This window comes from Streptomyces dioscori, assembly GCF_003024195.1.
Classification (GTDB): Bacteria; Actinomycetota; Actinomycetes; order Streptomycetales; family Streptomycetaceae; genus Streptomyces; species Streptomyces dioscori.
The window spans coordinates 338777-359576 of the sequence record NZ_KZ679045.1 but is presented as its reverse complement, the minus strand read 5'-3'; the positions used below and the strand labels follow the sequence as shown (position 1 = coordinate 359576).

The following is a 20800-nucleotide window of genomic DNA, read 5'->3' as shown; positions in this document are numbered from 1 at the left end:
ACGGTACGTCACACTCCTTGCGCCGCCGCACGGTAGCCTCGCCACGTGGCTGCACTGCCACTGAACGATCCGCCAAGCCGCAAAGTGCCCGCTCTGTCCGGAGGTGCCAGTGACGACACGTGGAGTTCTCTACGTGCACTCCGCGCCGCGTGCGCTGTGCCCGCACGTCGAGTGGGCGGTCGCGGGCGTGCTCGGTACGCGGGTCAGCCTCGACTGGATCCGGCAGCCCGCCTCGCCCGGCACCTGGAGATCCGAGTTCTCCTGGAAGGGCGAGGTCGGCACGGCCTCCAAGCTCGCCTCGGCGCTGCGCGGCTGGCAGATGCTGCGCTTCGAGGTCACCGCCGAGCCGTGCGCGACCGCCGAGGGCGAGCGCTACAGCTGCACCCCGGACCTGGGCATCTTCCACGCGGTGACCGGGATCCACGGCGACATCCTGATCCCCGAGGACCGCCTGCGCGCGGCCCTGGCCCGCTCCCAGCAGGGCGAGACCCACCTGGAGTCGGAACTCACCCGCCTCCTCGGCAAGCCGTGGGACGACGAACTGGAGCCTTTCCGCTACGCAGGAGAAGGCGCCCCGGTCCGCTGGCTCCACCAGGTGGTCTAGGGTCCGCTTGCTTCTGGGGGCGCGGGGAACGGCGCAGTCCTTAGGCTTTTCGCCCTTAGGGGCGCGGGGAACTGCGCGACAAGCCCCCACCGGCCCGCACACACCCACAACGCCAAGCGGCCCGGCCCCCAAAGAGGAGCCGAGCCACTAACACCTGGCCAGAAGCCAAAGTCAGACCGTGCGGAACGCCAGCACCACGTTGTGCCCACCGAACCCGAACGAGTCGTTCAAGGCCGCGATCCGCCCCTCGACGGGCAGCTTCCGAGCCTCCCCACGGACGATGTCCGCGGTGGCCTCCGCCTCGGGGTCGAGGTTCTCGACATTGATGGTCGGCGGCGCGATCCGGTTGTAGAGCGCCAGCACCGTGGCCACCGACTCCACCCCGCCCGCACCACCGAGCAGATGCCCGGTCATGGACTTCGTACCGGACACGGCGAAGTGGTCGGCGTCGTCGCCGAAGACCTTCCGCAGTGCCTTCAGCTCGGCCACGTCACCGGCCGGCGTGGAGGTCGCGTGCGCGTTGACGTGCACGATCTCCGCCGGGTTCAGGTCGGTGCTGTCGAGCAGGTGCTGCAGCGCGGCCGCGATACCGCGGCCCTCCGGCTCCGGCTGCACGATGTCGTGGCCGTCGGAGGAGATGCCCTGGCCGACCGCTTCCGCGTAGACGCGGGCCCCGCGCTTGGCGGCGTGCTCGGCCGACTCCAGGACCAGGACGCCGGCGCCCTCGCCGAGGACGAAGCCGTCACGGCCGATGTCGTAGGGACGCGAGGCGCCCTGCGGGTCGTCGTTGTTCTTGGACATCGCCATCATGTTGCCGAACGCGGCGATGGGAAGCGGGTGGATGGCCGCCTCGGTACCACCGGCGACGACGACGTCGGCGCGGCCGGTGCGGATCATCTCGATGGCGTAGCCGATGGCCTCGGCGCCCGACGCGCAGGCGGAGACCGGGGTGTGCACACCGGCGCGGGCGCCGACGTACAGACCGACGTTGGCCGAGGGGCCGTTCGGCATGAGCATGGGAACGGTGTGCGGGGAGACGCGGCGTACGCCCTTCTCCTTCAGCACGTCGTACTGGTCGAGCAGGGTCGTGACGCCACCGATGCCGGAGGCGATGACCGCGCCGAGCCGGTCGGGGTCGACGGCCGCGCCCTGCTCGGCGGAGTCCGACGCCTCGGCGCCGGCCTTGTCGGTGTAACCGGCGTCCGCCCAGGCCTCCTTGGCCGCGATCAGCGCGAACTGCGCCGAGCGGTCGAGGCGGCGGGCCTGCGGGCGGGGAATGACCTCGCCCGGCTCCACGGCGATCTGCGCCGCGATACGGACCGCCTGGTCGGCGGCCCAGTCCTGCTCCAGAGGGCCGACGCCGGAACGTCCGGCGACCAGTCCCTCCCAGGTAGAGGCTGCGTCGCCACCCAGCGGTGTGGTTGCGCCGATACCGGTGACGACCACGGTGCGATTGGTCGGGCTCACGGGAATTCTTTCTCCAACGGATACGAGGATTCAGCGGCGCCACCGCCGGGTGGCGGGGCTAAGCGGGTCCGGTGCTGTCCGGTGTGGTTCGGCAGTGCCCCGAAGGGGCGCGGGGAACTGCGCGACCAGCCACAACGGACCCGCGGGCGAAGCAGTGCACTCTCAGCGGAGCGCTCAGCCCTGGTGCTTGAGGATGTACTCGGTCGCGTCGCCGACCGTCTTGAGGTTCTTGACGTCGTCGTCGGGGATCTTGACGTCGAAGCGCTCTTCGGCGGCGACGACGACCTCGACCATGGACAGCGAGTCGACGTCGAGGTCGTCGGTGAAGGACTTCTCCAGCTGGACGTCCTCGACCGGGATGCCGGCGATCTCGTTCACGATGTCGGCGAGACCGGCGACGATCTCTTCCTGAGTGGCGGCCATGTCAGGCGCTCCTTCTTGTGTATCCAGAGGGTGTGGCGGTACTGCCGCCCGGAAAGTTCCGGACGGTGTGCCTAGGGGAGGGTAACGACCGTCGCGGCGTACACGAGACCCGCCCCGAAGCCGATGACGAGCGCGGTGTCGCCGCTCTTCGCCTCGCCGGTCGCCAGGAGCCGCTCCATAGCGAGCGGGATCGAGGCGGCCGAGGTGTTACCGGTGGTGCGCACGTCACGCGCGACCGTGACGTGTTCCGGCAGCTTGAGAGTCTTCACCATCGAGTCGATGATCCGCTCGTTGGCCTGGTGGGGAATGAAGACGTCCAAGTCGTCCGCAGTGAGTCCGGCGGCTTCCAGCGCCTCCTTGGCGACCTTGGCCATCTCGAACACGGCCCAGCGGAACACCGCCTGGCCTTCCTGCGTGATCGCGGGAAACTTGACCTCGCCCTTGGAGTCCAGGGGCAGCTGGGACACGTCGCCGATCCGGAAACGGTCCCAGGGCACGGTCTGCTTGATCGTGTTGGACTTGTCGCCCTCGGAACCCCAGACCGTGGGGCCGATGTGCGGCTCCTCGGAGGGGCCCACGACGACCGCGCCCGCGCCGTCACCGAACAGGAAGGCCGTCGCGCGGTCCTCCAGGTCGGTCAGGTCGGACAGCCGCTCGACGCCGATGACGAGCACGTACTCCGCGGAGCCGTCCACGATCATGCCCTTGGCCAGGGTCAGTCCGTAGCCGAAGCCGGCGCAGCCCGCCGAGATGTCGAAGGCCGCGGCCTTCGCCGTGCCGAGCTTGTCGGCGATCTCGGTGGCGACGGCCGGGGTCTGGCTGAAGTGGGAGACGGTCGAGACGACGACGGCGCCGATCTGCTCGGCGCTGATCCCGGCGTCGGCGATCGCCTTGCCGGACGCCTCGATCGACATCGCGGCGACGGTCTCCTCGGCGTTGGCCCAGTGCCGGGTCTCGATGCCGGAGCGCGAACGGATCCATTCGTCGGACGAGTCGATGCGTTCGAGGATGACCTCGTTCGGGACGACACGCACGGGGCGGTAGCCGCCCACACCGAGGATCCGCGCGAACGGGGCGCCCTTGCGGGCCTTGATCTTCGACATGCTCAGTGGGCTCCTTACGCGCTCAGGCCGAGGCGTGCTCGGCGATGAGCTCGCGAGCAGCTTCGAGGTCGTCGGGTGTCTTCAGCGCCAGCGTCTTCACGCCGGGCAGCGCGCGCTTGGCGAGACCGGTCAGGGTGCCACCGGGGCACACCTCGACCAGCGCGGTCACGCCGAGTTCCTTGAAGGTCTCCATGCACAGGTCCCAGCGGACCGGGTTGGCGACCTGACCGACCAGCCGGGAGACCACCTCGGCCCCGGTGGCGACGGCCTGGCCGTCCTTGTTCGAGACATACGTGACCGTCGGGTCGGCCGGCGACAGCTCCGTCGCGGCCTGCGCGAGGACGTCGACCGCCGGGGCCATGTGCCGGGTGTGGAACGCGCCCGCGACCTTCAGGGCCACCACCCGGCGTACGCCCTCGGGCTTGTCCGCCTCCAGGGCGGCCAGCTCCTCCAGCGTGCCGGCGGCCACGATCTGGCCCGCGCCGTTCACGTTCGCCGGGGTCAGACCCAGCTTCTCCAGGTGCGGGATCGTCACTTCGGGGTCGCCGCCGAGCAGCGCCGACATACCGGTCCGGGTGACGGCGGCGGCCTCGGCCATCGCCAGACCCCGCTTGCGCACGAGCTTCAGTGCGGCCGTTTCGTCCAGGACACCCGCGAGGACGGCGGCCGTGATCTCGCCGACGCTGTGCCCCGCGACGGCGCCGGGCGCCGTGGCACCCAGTGCCGAGGCGGACAGGAGACCCGCGGCGACCAGCAGCGGCTGGGCGACGGCGGTGTCCCGGATGGCGTCCGCGTCGGCCTGCGTGCCGAAGTGGGCAAGGTCGAGCCCGATGGCGTCCGACCACGCGGCGACGCGGTCGGCGGCGCCGGGGAGGTCGAGCCAAGGAGTCAGGAAGCCGGGCGTCTGGGCGCCCTGGCCGGGAGCGACGAGTACGAGCACTCTCACACTCTCTCTTGTGAACGGGCACGGCCGCCCGTGGGGACAGGGACGAAGAACAGGAGGGGGAATTGTAGGTCCCCGACAAAAGCCTAGAGTTGGGGATCTCCATCGGCCAGACGCCCCAGGATCAGCGCGATCCGCAGCGTGAACGCCGAACGTACGTCGGACGGCGACCAGCCGGTGACGTCAGTCACACGTCGAAGCCGGTAGCGCACGGTGTTGGGGTGCACGAAGAGCATCCGGGCGGCACCTTCGAGACTGCTCGCCTGTTCGAGATACACGCTCAGCGTCTCCAGGAGCGCCGAGCCGGCCTCCTCAAGCGGTCTGTAGATCTCCTCCACCAGCTGGTCGCGCGCCGCCGGGTCACCGGCGATCGAGCGCTCCGGCAGGAGATCGTCCGCCAGCACCGGCCGGGGGGCGTCCTGCCAGGCGAAACATGCCTTGAGGCCGGCGGCGGCGGCCTGCGCGGACCGGGTCGCGGCCAGCAGGTCGGGGACCACGGGACCCGCCACCACGGCCCCGGCTGCGTACGGCCCGATCAGCGATTTGGCGACGGCCAGGGGGTTGTCGCTGCCGCCCGCGATGACGACCAGACGGTCACCTAGGACACCGGTGAGCACCTGGAGCTTGGCGTGCCGGGCGGCCCGCCGGATGGCCTCGACGGTCAGCTCGCTGTCACCGTCGGGTGCCGTGCCCAGCACCACGCACACATGCTCGGGCGAGTTCCAGCCGAGGGCCGCGGCCCGGGACACCGCTCCCTCGTCGGCCTCGCCGGAGAGCACCGCGTTCACGACGAGCGACTCCAGGCGGGCGTCCCAGGCACCGCGTGCCTCGGCGGCCTGCGCGTACACCTGGGCGGTGGCGAAGGCGATCTCGCGGGCGTACACGAGCAGTGCCTCGCGGAGCACGTTCTCGTCGCCCGGGGCCGCGACCTCGTCGATCGCGGACTCCATCACCTCGATCGTCGTACGCACCATCTCCACGGTCTGGCGCAGGGTGATCGCCCTGGTCAGCTCGCGCGGCGCGGTGCCGAAGACGTCCGTCGAGATCGCCTGCGGGGCGTCCGGATGCCGGAACCACTCGGTGAACGCGGCGATACCGGCCTGCGCGACGAGGCCGATCCACGACCGGTTCTCCGGGGGCATCGCCCGGTACCAGGACAGCGTCTCGTCCATGCGCGCGATGGCCTGGGCGGCGAGACTGCCGGACGACTTCTCCAGCCGCTTCAGGGTCGCGGTGTGCGCGTGGGCGGCGCGCGCGGCGCGTTCGGTGTTGCTGGATTCGGGTTCGGGCACGGAACAAGACTGCCTTATCCGGACGGCGGGATGCGGCGGAGGGTCGCAGGTGGCACGCCCGGCGGGTCTACCGTGGGTCGCGTGATGGACGTACGGCGCGCCGACGAGCGCTACCGCGGAGGCGACCCGGCGGCCGGGATCGAGTCCCTGCACGCCTTCTCCTTCGGCCCGCACTACGACCCGGACAACCTCCGCTTCGGCGCGGTCCTCGCCTGCAACGAGGAACGCCTGGCGCCCGGCGCCGGTTTCGACGAGCACCCGCACAGCCACACCGAGATCGTCACGTGGGTCGTCGAGGGAGAGCTGACCCACCGGGACTCCACGGGCCACGAGTCGCTCGTACGCCCCGGGGACGTCCAGCGCCTCAGCTCGGCGGGCGGGGTCCGGCACGTCGAACGCAACGACGGCGAGGTGCCCCTGCGCTTCGTCCAGATGTGGCTGGCCCCCCTGGAACCGGGCGGCGACCCCGCGTACGAGGTCGTCCACGGCATCGCGGACTCCACGCCGTACGCGCTCCCGGAGGCGGCGGCGATGCTCCACGTACGCCGCCTCGTCCCGGGCGAGCGGACCGCGGTCCCCGACGCACGCTTCCTGTACGTACATGTCGTACGCGGCGAGGTGCTGCTGGACGGCGAGATCCTGCGCCCCGGGGACGCGGCCCGTGTCGGGGACGCGAAGGACCTGGAGGCGGTGGCGCGCGGCGAGGGGGCGGAGCTGCTGCTCTGGGAGATGGCGGCCGGCTGAGGCCCGGACGTCCCCGTACGGGCAGCGTCCCCGTACGGGCCGGTGTCACCGTGCGGGCAGTATCACCGCAGTGGCAAGCGGGCCATCGCCGACCGGCTCTCGTCGTCCGCGGGGCGGTAGATCACCACCCGCTGGTCCAGGTCCTGGACCGGGGTGAGCACCTCGAAGTCCACCGCGATCTCGCCGGCCTCCGGATGCCGCATGACCTTCCGCCCGCGGCCCTTGACCTTGACGTCCCGCTCCGCCCACACCCGCGCGAACTGCTCGTCGCGCGTACCGAACTCGACGATGAGGTCGCTCAGGGCCCGGTCCTCGGGATGCGCGGCCCACGCGGCGCGCAGATGGGCCACCCCCTCCCGTACGACACGTTCACGGTCGACGTACAGCTCGCGGGTCCGCGGATGCATCAGGCACATCCACATCGAATTGCGCTGCGCCGGCGGCAGGGCGGCGAAGTCCACCAGGAGTCCCGCCATCTCACGGTTCCAGGCCAGGATGTCGTAGCGGTGGTTCAGCACCATGGCCGGCAGGGGCGACAGATCGGTGACCAGCCGGGCGAGGGTCGGTACCGCTGTGGTGGCGGGCTCGTCGGTGTCGTCGGGGCGGCGCTGCCGGGCCAGGTCGAAGAGGTAGGCGCGTTCGTCGGGGCTCAGACGCAGGGCCCGCGAGAGCGCCGCCAGCACGTCCACCGAGGGCCGCAGCCCGCGCCCCTGTTCCAGCCGTACGACATAGTCGACGCTGACCCCGGCCAGTTCGGCGACCTCCTCGCGGCGCAGCCCCGGCGTCCGCCGGGACTGCCGACGGGACGGCAGACCGAGATCGCCCGGGGCGAGGCGTTCGCGCCGGGTCCGCAGGAACGCGGCCAGTTCCTGTGTCGCGTCCACGGTGAGGTCCGTCGAGCGGATCGTCGAGCGGGTCGTCATGTCCGGTCCAACAGCCAGGGTGGGACCGGTGTTCCCAGGAAGATCCTTCCCTTACCCCTGTCCCGGGGCGCTCGCAGACTCGCTGTCGACGACGGATCACGAGCGAACCCTGGAGAACACCACCATGTCACTCACCCTCGACACCTACCGGCTGCTGGGCCGTTCCGGGCTGCGGGTCTCACCGCTGGCCCTGGGCACGGCGACCTTCGGCACCGAGTGGGGCTGGGGCGCCGAGCGGGACGAGGCGCGCAAGCTGTTCGACCTGTACGTCGAGCGCGGCGGCAACTTCATCGACACCGCCAACACGTACACCGACGGCAGCTCAGAGCGTCTGCTCGGCGAATTCACCAGCGCCCGCGCCAACCGCGAGAGCCTGGTGCTGGCGACGAAGTACACGACCCTGAGCCGGCCGGGCGACCCCAACTCCGGAGGCGGTCACCGCAAGAACCTGTTCGCGTCGGTGGAGGCCAGTCTGCGCCGCCTGAACACCGACTACCTGGACCTTCTCTATCTGCACGTGTGGGACTTCACCACACCGGTCGAGGAGATCCTGCGCGGCATGGACGACCTGGTCCGGCAGGGCAAGATCCTGTACGTGGCGATCTCCAACGCCCCGGCCTGGCAGGTGTCGCGCATGCAGGCGATCGCCGACCTGCGCGGCTGGTCGCCCCTGGTCGCCCTGCAGATCGAGTACAACCTGATCGAGCGCACCGGCGAACGCGACCTGATCCCCATGGCACGGGAGATGGGTCTCGGCGTGGTCCCGTACTCGCCGCTGGCGGGCGGGCTGCTGACCGGCAAGTACAGCCGCGACGACCTGACCGCGACGGACAGCGCGTCCGGCGGCAGCACCCGCAAGAGCTTCAACGCCGCCCTGGGCACGGTCACCGAACGCAACCTCGCCGTCGCCGACGTGGTGAAGGAGGTCGCGGCGGAACTGGGCCGCACACCCGCGCAGGTCGGGCTGGCCTGGACGCTGCGGAACCCGGGCGTGACGGCGCCGGTCGTCGGCGCCCGCACCCCCGCGCAGCTGGAGGGCAATCTGGGTGCCCTTGAGGTCGACTTCACCGCCGCCCAGCTGGCCCGCCTCGACGAGGCGAGCGCCATCGAACCCGGCTTCCCGCACGCCATGCTCGCCGGTGACCACATCCGCCGGGTGACCGCGGGCGACCTGCGGATCGAGGCCCGCCGCTGACACCAGCCGCTGACCTCCGCCGCTGATCTCCGGTACCGGCATGCGGTACCGGCATCAGGCGAGCGGGGACTCAGCGCCTCGACTCGGCCAGGACCGCGTCCGTGAACGCGGGCCAGACCTCCGTCGCCCACGTCCCGAAGAGGCGGTCCGTCAGGGCCACGCAGGCGAGTCCCGCGTCCGGGTCGACCCACAGGAACGTGCCGGACTGACCGAAGTGTCCGAAGGTGCGGGGGGAGGACGAACCGCCCGTCCAGTGGGGCGACTTGGAGTCGCGGATCTCGAACCCCAGACCCCAGTCGTTAGGGTTCTGATGGCCGTAGCCCGGCAGGACGCCCTTCGTCCCCGGGTACTGCACGGTCATGGCCTCGGCGACCGTCCGCGGGTCGAGCAGCCGCGGCGCCTGCACCTCGGCGGCGAACCGCACCAGGTCGTCGACGGTCGAGACACCGTCCTTCGCGGGGGAGCCGTCGAGGGTCGTCGACGTCATCCCGAGCGGTTCGAGCACCGCCTGCTGCAGATACTCGCCGAAGGGAATCTCCGTCGCCTTCGCGAGGTGGTCGCCCAACTGCTCGAACCCGGCGTTGGAGTACAGCCGCCGCTGTCCGGGCGCAGCCGTCACCCGGTGCTCGTCGAAGGCGAGCCCGCTCGTGTGCGCGAGCAGATGCCGCACGGTGGACCCCTCGGGCCCGGCCGCCTCGTCCAGCTCGACGGCCCCCTCCTCGTACGCGACGAGCACGGCGTAGGCGGCGAGGGGTTTGGTGACGGAGGCCAGCGCGAAGGGCTGTGAGGTGGGGCCGTGGGCCCCGAGCAGGGTGCCGTCCGCCCGCACGACAGCCGCCGCGGCGGTGGGGACGGGCCACTTCTCGATCAGCGCGAGGCTCTCCAAAGACATGCCCCGAAGCCTACGGTCACTGCTCGGCACCGGATCGGGCAGCGCCCGTCTTTTGGCGGCGCGGGGAACTGCGCGACCAGCCCCCACCGGCCCGCACCTGCCCACCACCGGTCAGAACCGAAGCCGCATCAACGGATCCGGGGTCCGCACGAACCCCATCGACTCGTACAGCGGCGCAGCCTCCGCGGACGCGGTGAGGTCGATCTGCCCCACCCCCCGCCCCCGGAACCACACCACCAGCTCCTCCATACAGGCCCGCGCGTACCCCCGCCGCCGCGCACCGGGATCCGTCGCGACACTGAACACGTAACCGATCCGCCCGTGCGGATTCCCAGGCCGCCCGATCCGGTACTCCAGGGTCCCCACCACCAGCGCGGCCAGCGCCCCGGCCCGCTCGGGATGGTCGACGACGAACGCCGCGAAACCCCCGTCGGGATCGGCCAGCCGACCCCGTACGGTGGCCAGGGACTCCGCGTGCCAGCCGGTGGACGTGTCCGCCCCGGACATCGAGTCGATCAACACCTGACGCAGTCGGAGCAATTCCTCGGCGTCCTCGGGCACGGCCCGGCGTACAAGGCTCATGATCGGCACGCTAGCCAGCGCGGCGCCCCGTGTCGCCGGAATTTCATCCGCCTCCACTTGCTTGGAGTGCACTCCAAGGTTTTAGCGTGGGGGCCATGACGGTGATGGAGACCACGGAGCCCGGGACCGACATCTGCGTAGCCCCACCGCAGGCACTCAGGCGCCCCGACGGCCGGGACCAGTACACGATCAGCGAGGTCGTCGCGTTCACCGGCCTGACGGCGCACACCCTCCGCTGGTACGAGCGGATCGGGCTGATGCCGCACATCGACCGTTCACACACCGGTCAGCGGCGCTACAGCAACCGCGACCTCGACTGGCTCGACCTCGTCGGCAAGCTGCGGCTGACCGGGATGCCGGTCGCCGACATGGTGCGGTACGCGGAGATGGTGCGCGCGGGAGACGACACGTACGCGGACCGTTTCGAGCTGCTCGAAGCGACGCGGCGGGACGTGCGGGCCCGGATCGCCGAGCTGCAGGACACCCTCGCCGTGCTCGACCGGAAGATTAATTTCTATGCGGACGCCGGGCAGGCCCTGGCGTCGGAGAGGTCCCGATGACGGACAGCAGGATCGCGAAGGCACCGCTCGGCACGGGCGGCCCCGAGGTCGGCGTGCAGGGACTCGGCTGCATGGGCATGAGCTTCGCCTACGGTCCGACGGACGCGCAGGAGGCGCGGGCCACGCTGGAGCGCGCGCTCGAACTGGGCGTCACGCACTACGACACTGCCGACGCCTACGGGCAGGGGGAGAACGAGCGGTTCCTGGCGCCGTTCTTCGCGGCGCACCGCGACGAGGTGGTCATCGCGACGAAGTTCGCCATGACGATCCCGCCGGACGAGCCGACGCGGCGGATCATCCGCAACGACGGCCCGTACATCCGGCAGGCCGTCGAGGCGAGCCTCAAGCGCCTCGACGTCGACGTGATCGACCTCTACTACATGCACCGCCGCGATCTGGACATCCCCATCGAGGAAACCGTCGGCGTGATGGCCGAGCTGGTCCGCGAGGGCAAGGTCAAGCAGCTCGGCCTCAGCGAGGTGACGGGCGGGGAACTGCGGGCCGCGCACACGGTGCACCCGATCGCGGCCGTGCAGTCGGAGTGGTCGCTGTTCAGCCGGGACATCGAGGCGGGGGTCGTGCCGGCGGCCCGTGAACTGGGCGTGACCCTGGTCCCGTACTCCCCGCTCGGGCGCGGCTTCCTCACCGGCTCCTTCACGGACGCCGACAAGGACCTGACCGCGGGCGACTTCCGCCGGCAGCAGCCGCGCTACAAGGGGGACAACGCGGCGAGGAACGCGGCTCTGCTCGACTCGATCCGGACGGTCGCCGAGGCGCACGGGGCGTCCGTGGGGCAGATCGCGCTGGCGTGGGTGCATCGGCAGGCGGCTGTGCACGGGTTGCCCGTCGTGCCGATTCCGGGGACGCGGCGGCGTACGCGGGTGGAGGAGAACACGGCGGCGACACGGATCGCTCTGACCGCGTCCGATCTGGCCGCGCTGGAGCCGATCGCGGCGAAGGTCGCGGGCACGCGCTACGCCGACATGACGTTCGTGTCGGCGGGCCGCGAGTAGACACCGGCCTCCGCCCCTGCGTCGCCGCCCCACGCCCCCTGAAACGCACGGGTGCGGGCCCGTCGTGGCTGGCCGCGCAGTTCCCCGCGCCCCTGAAAAACGGGGCTGCGCCCCAGCTTTTCATCTCCGGGCCGACGGGAGCGCTCTTAGGGGCGCGGGGAACTGCGCGGCCAGCCCCCACCGGCCCGCAGATGGCTCGACGGCCGGCCCGCAGACGACTCGACGGCCGGCTCGGCAGTCGGCCCGGCGGTGGGGCCGTCAGAGCTCTGCCAGCAGCTCCGCCTTCTTCACGGAGAACTCGTCGTCCGTGACGAGCCCCGCCTCGTGCAGCTCACCGAGGTGCCGGATCCGCTCCGCGATGTCCGCCGGATCGCGCCGGGCCCGCGGGGCCACCGCGACCGCCCCGGCAACCGGCCCCGACGCCACGTCGGGCAGCACCGCCGGCCCCCCGGACCGCGCGGCCGCCAGCACGGCCGCGGCGAACGGCAGTGACTCGTGCACGGGCCCGTACCCCAGCCCGAACACGACCGCGGCCGGATCCTGATCCGCCTGCCCGGGCCGGGAGCCGCCAGGACCCCCCGCCTCGCGCCGCACCAGCCGCAGATGCCCCTCGAAGATCTCGGGCGAACGCCACTCCACCCCGCACAGGTCGGCGACGGCGAACGTCTGGTCGCCGGCCTTCCACTTCGCGGACGAGGCGCCCGTCCAGAACCACCGGAACGCCACGGACTTCCCGTCGAAGGACGCCTTCCCGTCGTACGCCTTGAACTGGAGCGGCGTCTCGGGCGCCCGCACCAGATAGCGCTCGACCGGACCGGCGTCCGGCGGCCCCAGCATCGCGCGCAGCTCGTCCGCGTAGTACTCGGCGAGCGTCTCGCGCTCGGCGGGCAGCACGAGGCGGTAGGGGTCGCACACATCCCTCAGCTGTCCCGCGGCCGCCTCCATCAACGGATCCGCGCCCGGCCGAGGCTCGGCGCGCAGGACGACCGTCCCGCGTTTGCCGGGCGTCAGCGTCACCGACGCGATCGCGTCGAGCGGGATGCGCCGCTCACCGAGCGCCTGGAACAGCTTCGGTGTGCGGATCCCCCGTTCGAAGCGGATGAGCACGGAGTCGGACTCGAACTCCCAGGCGGCATGAAATCCGGCCAGTACGTCACCCATGCGGGCCATCGTATGCGGCATGCGCTTCCTAGTCCCCTCCCTGAGCGGCCCGCACTTGTCTCGTCCTCTACGCGCGTCCGGCTTCGGCGGTGCCGGGCAGACCTTCCCGGCACACGTCGTCCTCGTGCGCGCAGCTGACCGCGCGGTACGCGCCAATTCCGATTTCGGCGAAGTTCCGCAGGCTGTCGGTCCCGGGTTCGAAATACCCGGTGTGTCCCTTCGCTCCGCGCGCGGACAGCACGCGCGCGCCGAAGTCCGAGGACATCGGGTCGGCGCCGTGGCCGAGCCCGCCGACCTCCAGATGCGGTACGTCCTCGATCCAGTCGTCGGAGTCCCGTACGGCCCACACCCGGGCCGCGGTGCGCAGTTGTGCCGCCCGCTCGACCCGCATGCCGGGACTGCCGGCCACCGCTATGTCGGAGACCCGGGGCGGCAGCGCGTGGGCGGCCACCCCGCAGACCACGGAGCCGTAGCTGTGGCAGTACAGCGCGACCCGTGAGCGGCCGGGCAGCGCGCGGACGAGGGCGGCGAGCCGGACAGCGCCCTCCTCGGCGCGGATGCCGGTGGCGGCGTCCATGCCGAGCCCGTTCGGTGTCGTGTAGTCGGCCCACGCGATCACGGCCGTACGCGTGCGGGGGCTGGCCTCCCGCTCGGCGCGGTACAGCGCCTTGGCCATGCCGACCGGTGCCGTGTACTGGCGCTCGGTGCGCTGGAAGGTCAGCAGGTCGGTGTCGACGCCGGGCACCACGACCGAGACCCGCTCGGCCCTGCCGAGGTCTCCGAAGACCTCCGCGACCCGGCCGGAACCCATCGGGTCGAAGGCGAGGATGCGGCGCTTACCCGCCATCAATGCCTCGTAGCGGTGCATCCGGCGGCCCGCGTCGCGCTGGCCGACCGCGGAGAGCCGGTTGTCGCGCAGGCGGGCGATCTCGGCTTTGCGTGCCTGGCCGAGGGCGATCCGGTTGGCGCGGTAGCGCAGGGCCACCGGCGCCCCGTTCATGTTGCCGACCGCGAGCGGATAGCGGGTGGCGAGCCGGGTCCGCTGGCGCGTGTCGAGCGAGGCGAAAAACTGGGCCAGCCGGATCGGCGTCGTCCGGTCCGGGTCGGGCAGCCGGTGCCCGCCGATGTGGCCGCGTTCCCAGGCGGCGAGGGAGGCCGCGATCGGGGTCGCCGCGCCTCTGTGGCCGCGTACCGCGGTCCAGCCGGTGGTCCCGAGCATCACGAACACCACGGCCAGCGCGAGCAACATGCGCCAGACGTTGAGTTGGGGGGTGGAGTCGAAGGAAGTCACTGAAAGGACACACTAGGAGAACGAGAGGGTCTCGCGTTAACCGAGTGAGGCGGATCACGTTTTCGTCGGGGTGATCGGGGCAAAGCATTCCCTGCTCTTGAGTTACCGGGTGTCCCGGGTGTCCTCGCGGTCCCTTTTGTTGCGTGTGTGCCAGTCCTCGGTCAACGCGGGCCCCATTCCGTCGAGATACGAGGCGGTCAGCTCGCGCATCGCGGCCACGCTGAAGTCCTCGCCCGCGCCCCACCGGCGGGCGGCCAGCCGCATCACGCCGCCGAACAGGGCCACCGCCACGCGCGGGCGCGGATCGGCGTCCACGTCGACGCCCTCCCGTTCCGCGATCAGCCGGGCCAGCTGCTCCTCCAGTCCCTCGTGGCGGCGCAGGTGGGTGGCGAGCAGCGCGGGCGTCGACTCGATCAACTGGTAGGTGCGCATGTGCAGTTCGATCGGCACGACGGCCTCGATCGCCTCGCCGATGGTGTCCCAGCTCGCCATGACGGCCCGGCGTAGCGCGTCCAAGGGGGCTTCGTGGGGCGGGCGTTGGCGTACCGCGTCGAGGAAGTGCGACTCGGTCATCTCCTGGACGGCGAAGGCGGCCTCCTCCTTGCCGGCGAAGTACCGGAAGAAGGTGCGCTGGGAGACGTCGACCGCCTCGACGATCTCGTCGACGGTCGTCCGCTCGTACCCCTGCGCCGCGAACAGTTCCAGGGCGGACCGCACCAGCGCGTCCCGCGTGCGCTGCTTCTTGCGCTCGCGCAGGCCCGGTCGGGGTGCCGTGTCCATGAGTCCTCTTTCCCGTCGCCCGGGAGGCGCCCAGGTGACCATCCGTCGCGTGTGTCCGCCCCGCGGATGACTTGTCAGTTACCGAATTGTGAATTGGTTTGTCAATTGTCAGCGGCTGTCACTAATCTCGAACGCATGACTAGTCAGACCACCGTCGACAAAACGGGCCCGGCCGACGAGGCCCCGGCCGCCTCCGGCCCGGCTCCGGCCGAGGGGCTGCGCGGCCACCCGTGGTTCACCCTCATCACCGTGGCCGTCGGCGTCATGATGGTGGCCCTCGACGGCACCATCGTGGCCATCGCGAACCCGGCCATCCAGAAGGACCTCGGCGCCACCTTCGCCGACGTCCAGTGGATCACGAACGGCTACTTCCTCGCGCTCGCCGTCACGCTGATCACGGCGGGCAAGCTCGGCGACCGGTTCGGCCACCGCCAGACGTTCCTCATAGGCGTGGTCGGCTTCGCGGCGGCCTCGGGGGCCATCGGGCTCTCCGACAGCATCGCCTTCGTGGTGGCCTTCCGGGTGCTCCAGGGCCTGTTCGGCGCGCTCCTGATGCCGGCCGCGCTCGGCCTGCTGCGGGCCACCTTCCCGGCCGAGAAGCTGAACATGGCGATCGGTATCTGGGGCATGGTCATCGGCGCCTCCACCGCGGGCGGCCCGATCCTCGGCGGAGTGCTCGTCGAGCACGTCAGCTGGCAGTCCGTCTTCTTCATCAACGTGCCCGTCGGCATCCTCGCGGTCGTCCTCGGCGCGGTGATCCTGACCGACCACCGGGCGAAGAACGCGCCGCGCTCCTTCGACGTGCTCGGCATCGGCCTGCTGTCCGGCGCCATGTTCTGTCTGGTCTGGGCGCTCATCAAGGCCCCGGAGTGGGGTTGGGGAGCCGCGCTGACCTGGTCGTTCCTCGGCATCTCCGTACTGGGCTTCGCCCTGTTCGCGTTCTGGGAGAACCGGGTGAGCGAGCCGCTCATCCCGCTCGCCCTCTTCCGCTCGGTGCCGCTGTCGGCCGGTGTGGTCCTGATGGTCCTCATGGCGATCGCCTTCATGGGCGGCCTGTTCTTCGTCACCTTCTACTTGCAGAACGTGCACGGGATGAGCCCGATCGACGCGGGTCTGCATCTGCTGCCGCTCACCGGCATGATGATCGTCGGCTCGCCGCTGGCCGGCGCGCTGATCGGCAAGACGGGACCGCGTGTCCCGCTCGCGGGCGGCATGGCGTTCACGGCCGTGGCCATGTTCGGCATCTCGACCCTGGAGACGGACACCGGCAGCGGGCTCATGTCGATCTGGTTCGGACTGCTCGGCCTCGGCCTCGCGCCCGTCATGGTCGGCGCCACCGAGGTCATCGTGGGCAACGCGCCGATGGAGCTGTCCGGTGTCGCGGGCGGCCTCCAGCAGGCCGCCATGCAGATCGGCGGCAGCCTCGGCACGGCGGTCCTGGGCGCGGTGATGGCCTCCAAGGTCGACAACGACCTCGCGGGCAACTGGGCCGAGGCGGGGCTCCCGAAGCTCTCCCCGGCCGAGCTGGACCAGGCCGCGGAAGCGGTGCAGGTCGGCGCGCCGCCGGTGGCGCCGGGTACGCCGCCCGAGATCGCCGCGAAGATCACGGATGTCGCCCACGACACGTTCATCTCCGGCATGAGCCTGGCGAGTCTTGTCGCGGCGGGCGTCGCGGTCGTGGCCGTCTTCGTCGCCTTCCTCACGAAGAGGGGCGCCAACGCGGAGGCGGGCGCGGGAGTCGGCCACATCTAGGTCGGATCCGCTCCGTTTCCGAAATCCCTTTACACCCCGCCGAGTTCGCTCGGCGGGGTTTTCGCTTATCCGGGTGACACCTCTGCGTATGACTTTCATACCGCCCGTATCCCACGTCAGAGTGGTCTCAACTGATCTGTACGGAACGGGCAGTTCGGTTGAAGTGGCGGCGTGCTGCCGGAGGGGGGCAGCACGCCGCGCAACCACTTCAAAGAAGTACGCGTCTGAATTGACATGACCGGGGTACCCGACTTCCGAGCCCGAACCGACCGGCATTCGGTCGGCTCAGAGGTCCAGGGAGTTGATGATGGCGGGCTACAGCCACACCTCGCGCAAACACCCTCGCTCGCGTAGCCGTACGAGGTCACGGAGCGGGCCGGACAGCGCGACGCTCGGAATCATCGGAGTCATCTGCGCGGTCGCCGGATTCTTCGTGCTGGGGATCATCCTCGGCCCGGTGGCCATCGTCTGCGGCTGGCTGGCCATGGGACGCCGCTGGAGCGGCACCCGTCAGGTACCGGCGCTGATCGCGGTGGTACTGGGAGCGATCGACACCGTCCTGGCCATCGTGTGGATGGCCGGAACGGCGTCCCCCGGCGGAATGATGTTCTGACCGAGCCACAGCATTCAGATGTGCCCCGCGCCCTTCGTACGGGTGCGGGGCACATCGCTGCGCCGCGCATGCCCGTGCGGGTCCGGTGCTTTTAGGGGCGCGGGGAACGGCGCGCTCAGCCCCCACCGGACCCGCACCCGGTGCTTTTAGGGGCGCGGGGAACTGCGCGGCCAGCCCCCACCGGACCCGCACCCGAAGGTCACCCCCCGCGCGGAGCGCTACGCGTCACCCCCCGCGGCCCCGGGATCAGCCGCAGCCACATCAAGCAACTGATACCGATCGATCGCCTGCTTCAACAGCGACCGATCGACCTTCCCCTCGCGGGCGAGTTCCGTCAGCACCCCCACCACGATCGACTGCGCGTCGATGTGGAAGAACCGCCGAGCAGCACCCCGCGTATCAGCGAACCCGAACCCGTCGGCGCCGAGCGACTGGTAAGTCCCCGGCACCCACCGCGAGATCTGGTCCGGAACGGACCGCATCCAGTCGGAGACGGCCACGAACGGCCCCTCGGCCCCCGACAGCTTGCGCGTCACGTAAGGAACACGCTGCTCCTCCTCCGGGTGGAGCAAGTTGTGCCGCTCCACCTCCACCGCCTCGCGCCGCAGTTCGTTCCAGGAGGTCGCCGACCACACGTCGGCCCGTACGTCCCAGTCCTCGGCGAGCAGCCGCTGCGCCTCGACGGCCCACGGCACCGCGACCCCGGACGCCATGATCTGCGCAGGGATGGAGCCCGCGGTTCCCGCGGCGAAGCGGTGGATGCCCGCGAGGATGCCCTCGACGTCGACGTCCGCCGGCTCGGCGGGGTGCTGGATCGGCTCGTTGTAGACGGTGAGGTAGTAGAAGACGTCCTCGCCGTGCGGGTGCGCCTCGGACGAGCCGTACATCCGCCGCAGCCCGTCCTTCACGATGTGCGCGATCTCGAACCCGTAGGCAGGGTCGTAGGCGACACAGCCCGGGTTGGTCGAGGCGAGCAGCTGCGAGTGCCCGTCCGCGTGCTGCAGACCTTCACCGGTCAGAGTCGTACGCCCAGCGGTCGCGCCCAGTACGAACCCGCGCGCCAACTGGTCGGCCATCTGCCAGAACTGGTCACCGGTGCGCTGGAAACCGAACATCGAGTAGAAGACGTACACCGGGATGAGCGGCTCGCCGTGCGTGGCGTAAGCCGAGCCGGCGGCGATCAGGGAGGCCGTGCAGCCCGCCTCGGAGATGCCGTCGTGCAGCATCTGCCCGGTCGGCGACTCCTTGTACGCGAGGAGCAGCTCCCGGTCCACGGCCTCGTACTGCTGCCCGAGCGGGTTGTAGATCTTCGCGCTCGGGAAGAACGAGTCCATCCCGAACGTGCGGTACTCGTCCGGCGCGATCAGCACGAACCGCTTGCCGATCTCCTTGTCCCGCATGAGGTCCTTGAGTAGCCGTACGAACGCCATGGTCGTGGCGATCGACTGCTGACCCGAACCCTTCTTCACACTCGCGTACGTCTTGTCCTCGGGCAGCGTGAGCGGCTTCGAGCGCACGACACGCGTCGGGACGTACCCGCCGTTGCCCTTGCGGCGGTCGTGCATGTACTGGATCTCTTCGGAGTCCCGGCCCGGGTGGTAGTACGGCGGCGCGCCGGACTCCAGCTCCTTGTCGGAGATCGGCAGGTGCAGCCGGTCGCGGAAGCCCTTGAGGTCGGCGACCGTCAGCTTCTTCATCTGGTGCGTGGCGTTGCGGCCCTCGAAGTTCGGGCCGAGCGTCCACCCCTTGACCGTCTGGGCGAGCACCACGGTCGGCTGGCCCTTGTGCGCCTTGGCCGCCGCGAAGGCCGCGTAGACCTTCCGGTGGTCGTGACCGCCGCGGCCCAGGTGCAGGATCTGGTCGTCGGTCATGTTCTCGACCATGCCGCGCAGCCGGTGGTCGCCGCCGAAGAAGTGCTCGCGGATGTACGCGCCGGTCTCGGTGGCGTACGTCTGGAACTGGCCGTCGGGCGTGGTGTTCAGCTTGTTGACGAGCACGCCGTCGCGGTCCTGCGCGAGCAGCGGGTCCCAGCTGCGGTCCCAGACCAGCTTGATGACGTTCCAGCCGGCACCCCGGAACTGCGACTCCAGCTCCTGGATGATCTTCCCGTTGCCGCGCACGGGACCGTCGAGGCGCTGCAGGTTGCAGTTGACGACGAACGTGAGGTTGTCCAGGCCCTCGCGCGCGGCGATGGACAGCTGCCCGAGCGACTCCGGCTCGTCCATCTCGCCGTCGCCCAGAAACGCCCAGACGTGGGATTTGGAGGTGTCCGCGATGGAACGCGCCTCCATGTAGCGGTTCATCCGCGCCTGGAAGATCGCCCCGAGCGGACCGAGGCCCATCGAGACGGTCGGGAACTCCCAGAAGTCCGGCATGGAACGCGGATGCGGGTACGAGGACAGTGCGCGCGGGGCCTTCGACTTCTCCTGGCGGAACGCGTCCAGCTGCGCCTCGTCGAGGCGGTCCAGGAGGAACGCGCGGGCGTAGATACCGGGGGAGGCGTGCCCCTGGAAGAAGATCTGGTCGCCGCCGTCACCCCCGTCCTTGCCGCGGAAGAAGTGGTTGAAGCCGACGTCGTAGAGCGAGGCGGAGGACGCGAAGGTGGCGATGTGGCCGCCGACACCGATACCGGGCCGCTGGGCCCTGGACACCATCACGGCCGCGTTCCAGCGGGTCGCGTTGAGGATCTTGCGCTCGATCTCCTCGTTGCCGGGGAAGAACGGCTCGTCCTTGGTGGCGATGGTGTTGATGTAGTCGGTGCTGCGCATCTCGGGAACGGCCACGCGCTTCTCGCGGGCGCGTTCGATCAGCCTCAGCATGAGATAGCGGGCCCGCTCCCGGCCGCGCTGGTCCACGGCGGCGTCGAGGGAGTCGAGCCACTCCTGGGTCTCTTCGGGATCGAAGTCAGGGACCTGACTCGGAAGGCCGCCAATGATGATCGGGTTGCGATCGGGTCCGGAAGCCACGCTGTTCCTTCGCTCTCGGGGGGCCGCTTCTTCTCAGTTTTTTCTTTGCTTTATCTCTGGTTTCCTGGGCGTCTGCACCGTTCCCCATCGTGTACCTCGGGAGCGGAAACGTCATCTCTACCGAGAGGTAACCGTCACGTTCGAACCGTTCTCCCCAGGGCGGGTCCGGCAAATCGCAACGATACGCCCGACCCGTGACGCGTACCGCAAAGGCATTCGAGTCTCGTACCCTCGTAGGGTTCCGAAATTCACAAACCGGGCAGATTCCTGTGGTGTGTGTCACCAACGGCTGTGATTCCCTGACTGGAGTTGCGGCGACACGGCCTGGATCGTCACCGTTTCGGCGGTCTTGACGGCCGGGTACTTGCGCGATCCGCCCCGCCCGTGTGGACTACGGCCAATGCTGCGCGCACGCGCGTGGCTTGAACTTCCCCAGGATCTCGGCTTCGCCCGGGCCGGGGAGGACCCCATTACCGAACATGATCAGGAGGCAACC

General features: G+C 70.4%; 19 protein-coding genes. 7 read left to right on the top strand and 12 right to left on the bottom strand.

All coding sequences use genetic code 11. The annotated features are described in order from the left end of the window. Positions 1 to 109 precede the first annotated feature (109 nt). Positions 110 to 604, top strand: coding sequence for a DUF3145 domain-containing protein (locus C6Y14_RS22240; RefSeq protein WP_107018521.1), 495 nt, complete (start codon positions 110 to 112; stop codon positions 602 to 604). Between the two features lie 171 nt (positions 605 to 775). On the opposite strand, the gene C6Y14_RS22235 is transcribed toward C6Y14_RS22240, so the two are convergent. From C6Y14_RS22235 to C6Y14_RS22215, 5 genes are all read right to left on the bottom strand, one after another. Further along, the gene (locus C6Y14_RS22235) at positions 776 to 2071 is read right to left on the bottom strand and encodes a beta-ketoacyl-[acyl-carrier-protein] synthase family protein (protein WP_107018520.1); all 1296 of its coding nucleotides are present in this window, start codon (positions 2069 to 2071) and stop codon (positions 776 to 778) included. Between the two features lie 174 nt (positions 2072 to 2245). After that, the gene (locus C6Y14_RS22230; protein ID WP_055611752.1) at positions 2246 to 2494 is read right to left on the bottom strand and encodes an acyl carrier protein; all 249 of its coding nucleotides are present in this window, start codon (positions 2492 to 2494) and stop codon (positions 2246 to 2248) included. A gap of 71 nt (positions 2495 to 2565) precedes the next feature. Next, complete coding sequence (locus C6Y14_RS22225) at positions 2566 to 3597, bottom strand: ketoacyl-ACP synthase III (protein ID WP_107018519.1); 1032 nt, start codon at positions 3595 to 3597, stop codon at positions 2566 to 2568. 22 nt (positions 3598 to 3619) lie between these two features. Further along, positions 3620 to 4537: an ACP S-malonyltransferase gene (locus tag C6Y14_RS22220; protein WP_107018518.1), complete on the bottom strand. Its 918-nt coding sequence runs from the start codon at positions 4535 to 4537 to the stop codon at positions 3620 to 3622. Between the two features lie 89 nt (positions 4538 to 4626). Continuing rightward, positions 4627 to 5832: a PucR family transcriptional regulator gene (locus C6Y14_RS22215; RefSeq protein ID WP_107018517.1), complete on the bottom strand. Its 1206-nt coding sequence runs from the start codon at positions 5830 to 5832 to the stop codon at positions 4627 to 4629. Positions 5833 to 5916: 84 nt separating this feature from the next. Between C6Y14_RS22215 and C6Y14_RS22210 the strand changes: the two genes are divergently transcribed. Beyond that, positions 5917 to 6576 carry a pirin family protein gene (locus tag C6Y14_RS22210; RefSeq protein WP_107018516.1) on the top strand — a complete coding sequence of 220 codons (660 nt, stop codon included), beginning with the start codon at positions 5917 to 5919 and terminating at the stop codon, positions 6574 to 6576. Between the two features lie 62 nt (positions 6577 to 6638). Here the strand turns inward: C6Y14_RS22210 and C6Y14_RS22205 are convergent, their stop codons facing one another. Continuing rightward, the gene (locus tag C6Y14_RS22205; RefSeq protein WP_107018515.1) at positions 6639 to 7499 is read right to left on the bottom strand and encodes a helix-turn-helix domain-containing protein; all 861 of its coding nucleotides are present in this window, start codon (positions 7497 to 7499) and stop codon (positions 6639 to 6641) included. A gap of 124 nt (positions 7500 to 7623) precedes the next feature. On the opposite strand from C6Y14_RS22205, the gene C6Y14_RS22200 reads away from it, so the two are divergent. Continuing rightward, the gene (locus C6Y14_RS22200) at positions 7624 to 8694 is read left to right on the top strand and encodes an aldo/keto reductase (RefSeq protein WP_107018514.1); all 1071 of its coding nucleotides are present in this window, start codon (positions 7624 to 7626) and stop codon (positions 8692 to 8694) included. 70 nt (positions 8695 to 8764) lie between these two features. On the opposite strand, the gene C6Y14_RS22195 is transcribed toward C6Y14_RS22200, so the two are convergent. Both C6Y14_RS22195 and C6Y14_RS22190 read right to left on the bottom strand, forming a co-directional pair. Beyond that, entirely contained in the window at positions 8765 to 9586 is an 822-nt protein-coding gene (locus tag C6Y14_RS22195) for a serine hydrolase domain-containing protein (protein ID WP_107018513.1), read from the bottom strand. A gap of 111 nt (positions 9587 to 9697) precedes the next feature. Next, positions 9698 to 10168, bottom strand: a complete 471-nt coding sequence (locus C6Y14_RS22190; RefSeq protein WP_107018613.1) for a GNAT family N-acetyltransferase — start codon at positions 10166 to 10168, stop codon at positions 9698 to 9700. A gap of 95 nt (positions 10169 to 10263) precedes the next feature. On the opposite strand from C6Y14_RS22190, the gene C6Y14_RS22185 reads away from it, so the two are divergent. Then, positions 10264 to 10728, top strand: coding sequence for a MerR family transcriptional regulator (locus C6Y14_RS22185; RefSeq protein ID WP_107018512.1), 465 nt, complete (start codon positions 10264 to 10266; stop codon positions 10726 to 10728). Then, on the top strand, positions 10725 to 11741 hold the full coding sequence (locus C6Y14_RS22180; protein WP_107018511.1) for an aldo/keto reductase: 1017 nt from the start codon (positions 10725 to 10727) through the stop codon (positions 11739 to 11741). The genes C6Y14_RS22185 and C6Y14_RS22180 overlap by 4 nt, the downstream gene beginning before the upstream one ends. Positions 11742 to 11999: 258 nt before the next feature. On the opposite strand, the gene C6Y14_RS22175 is transcribed toward C6Y14_RS22180, so the two are convergent. From C6Y14_RS22175 to C6Y14_RS22165, 3 genes are all read right to left on the bottom strand, one after another. Then, a complete protein-coding gene (locus C6Y14_RS22175) occupies positions 12000 to 12902 on the bottom strand; it encodes a DUF4429 domain-containing protein (RefSeq protein WP_225891204.1) in 903 nt (300 codons plus the stop codon). Between the two features lie 67 nt (positions 12903 to 12969). After that, a complete protein-coding gene (locus tag C6Y14_RS22170) occupies positions 12970 to 14193 on the bottom strand; it encodes an alpha/beta hydrolase (protein ID WP_107018509.1) in 1224 nt (407 codons plus the stop codon). 102 nt (positions 14194 to 14295) lie between these two features. After that, positions 14296 to 14973 carry a TetR family transcriptional regulator gene (locus C6Y14_RS22165; RefSeq protein WP_107018508.1) on the bottom strand — a complete coding sequence of 226 codons (678 nt, stop codon included), beginning with the start codon at positions 14971 to 14973 and terminating at the stop codon, positions 14296 to 14298. A 135-nt stretch (positions 14974 to 15108) separates the two neighbouring features. On the opposite strand from C6Y14_RS22165, the gene C6Y14_RS22160 reads away from it, so the two are divergent. Further along, positions 15109 to 16725 (top strand): MFS transporter, encoded by a 1617-nt coding sequence (locus C6Y14_RS22160; RefSeq protein WP_107018507.1) that lies wholly within the window; start codon positions 15109 to 15111, stop codon positions 16723 to 16725. Positions 16726 to 17029: 304 nt separating this feature from the next. After that, positions 17030 to 17338 carry a small hydrophobic protein gene (locus C6Y14_RS22155; protein WP_107018506.1) on the top strand — a complete coding sequence of 103 codons (309 nt, stop codon included), beginning with the start codon at positions 17030 to 17032 and terminating at the stop codon, positions 17336 to 17338. Positions 17339 to 17556: 218 nt separating this feature from the next. Here the strand turns inward: C6Y14_RS22155 and aceE are convergent, their stop codons facing one another. Continuing rightward, a complete protein-coding gene (gene aceE / locus C6Y14_RS22150; RefSeq protein WP_107018505.1) occupies positions 17557 to 20304 on the bottom strand; it encodes a pyruvate dehydrogenase (acetyl-transferring), homodimeric type in 2748 nt (915 codons plus the stop codon). Between the last annotated feature and the right edge of the window lie 496 nt (positions 20305 to 20800).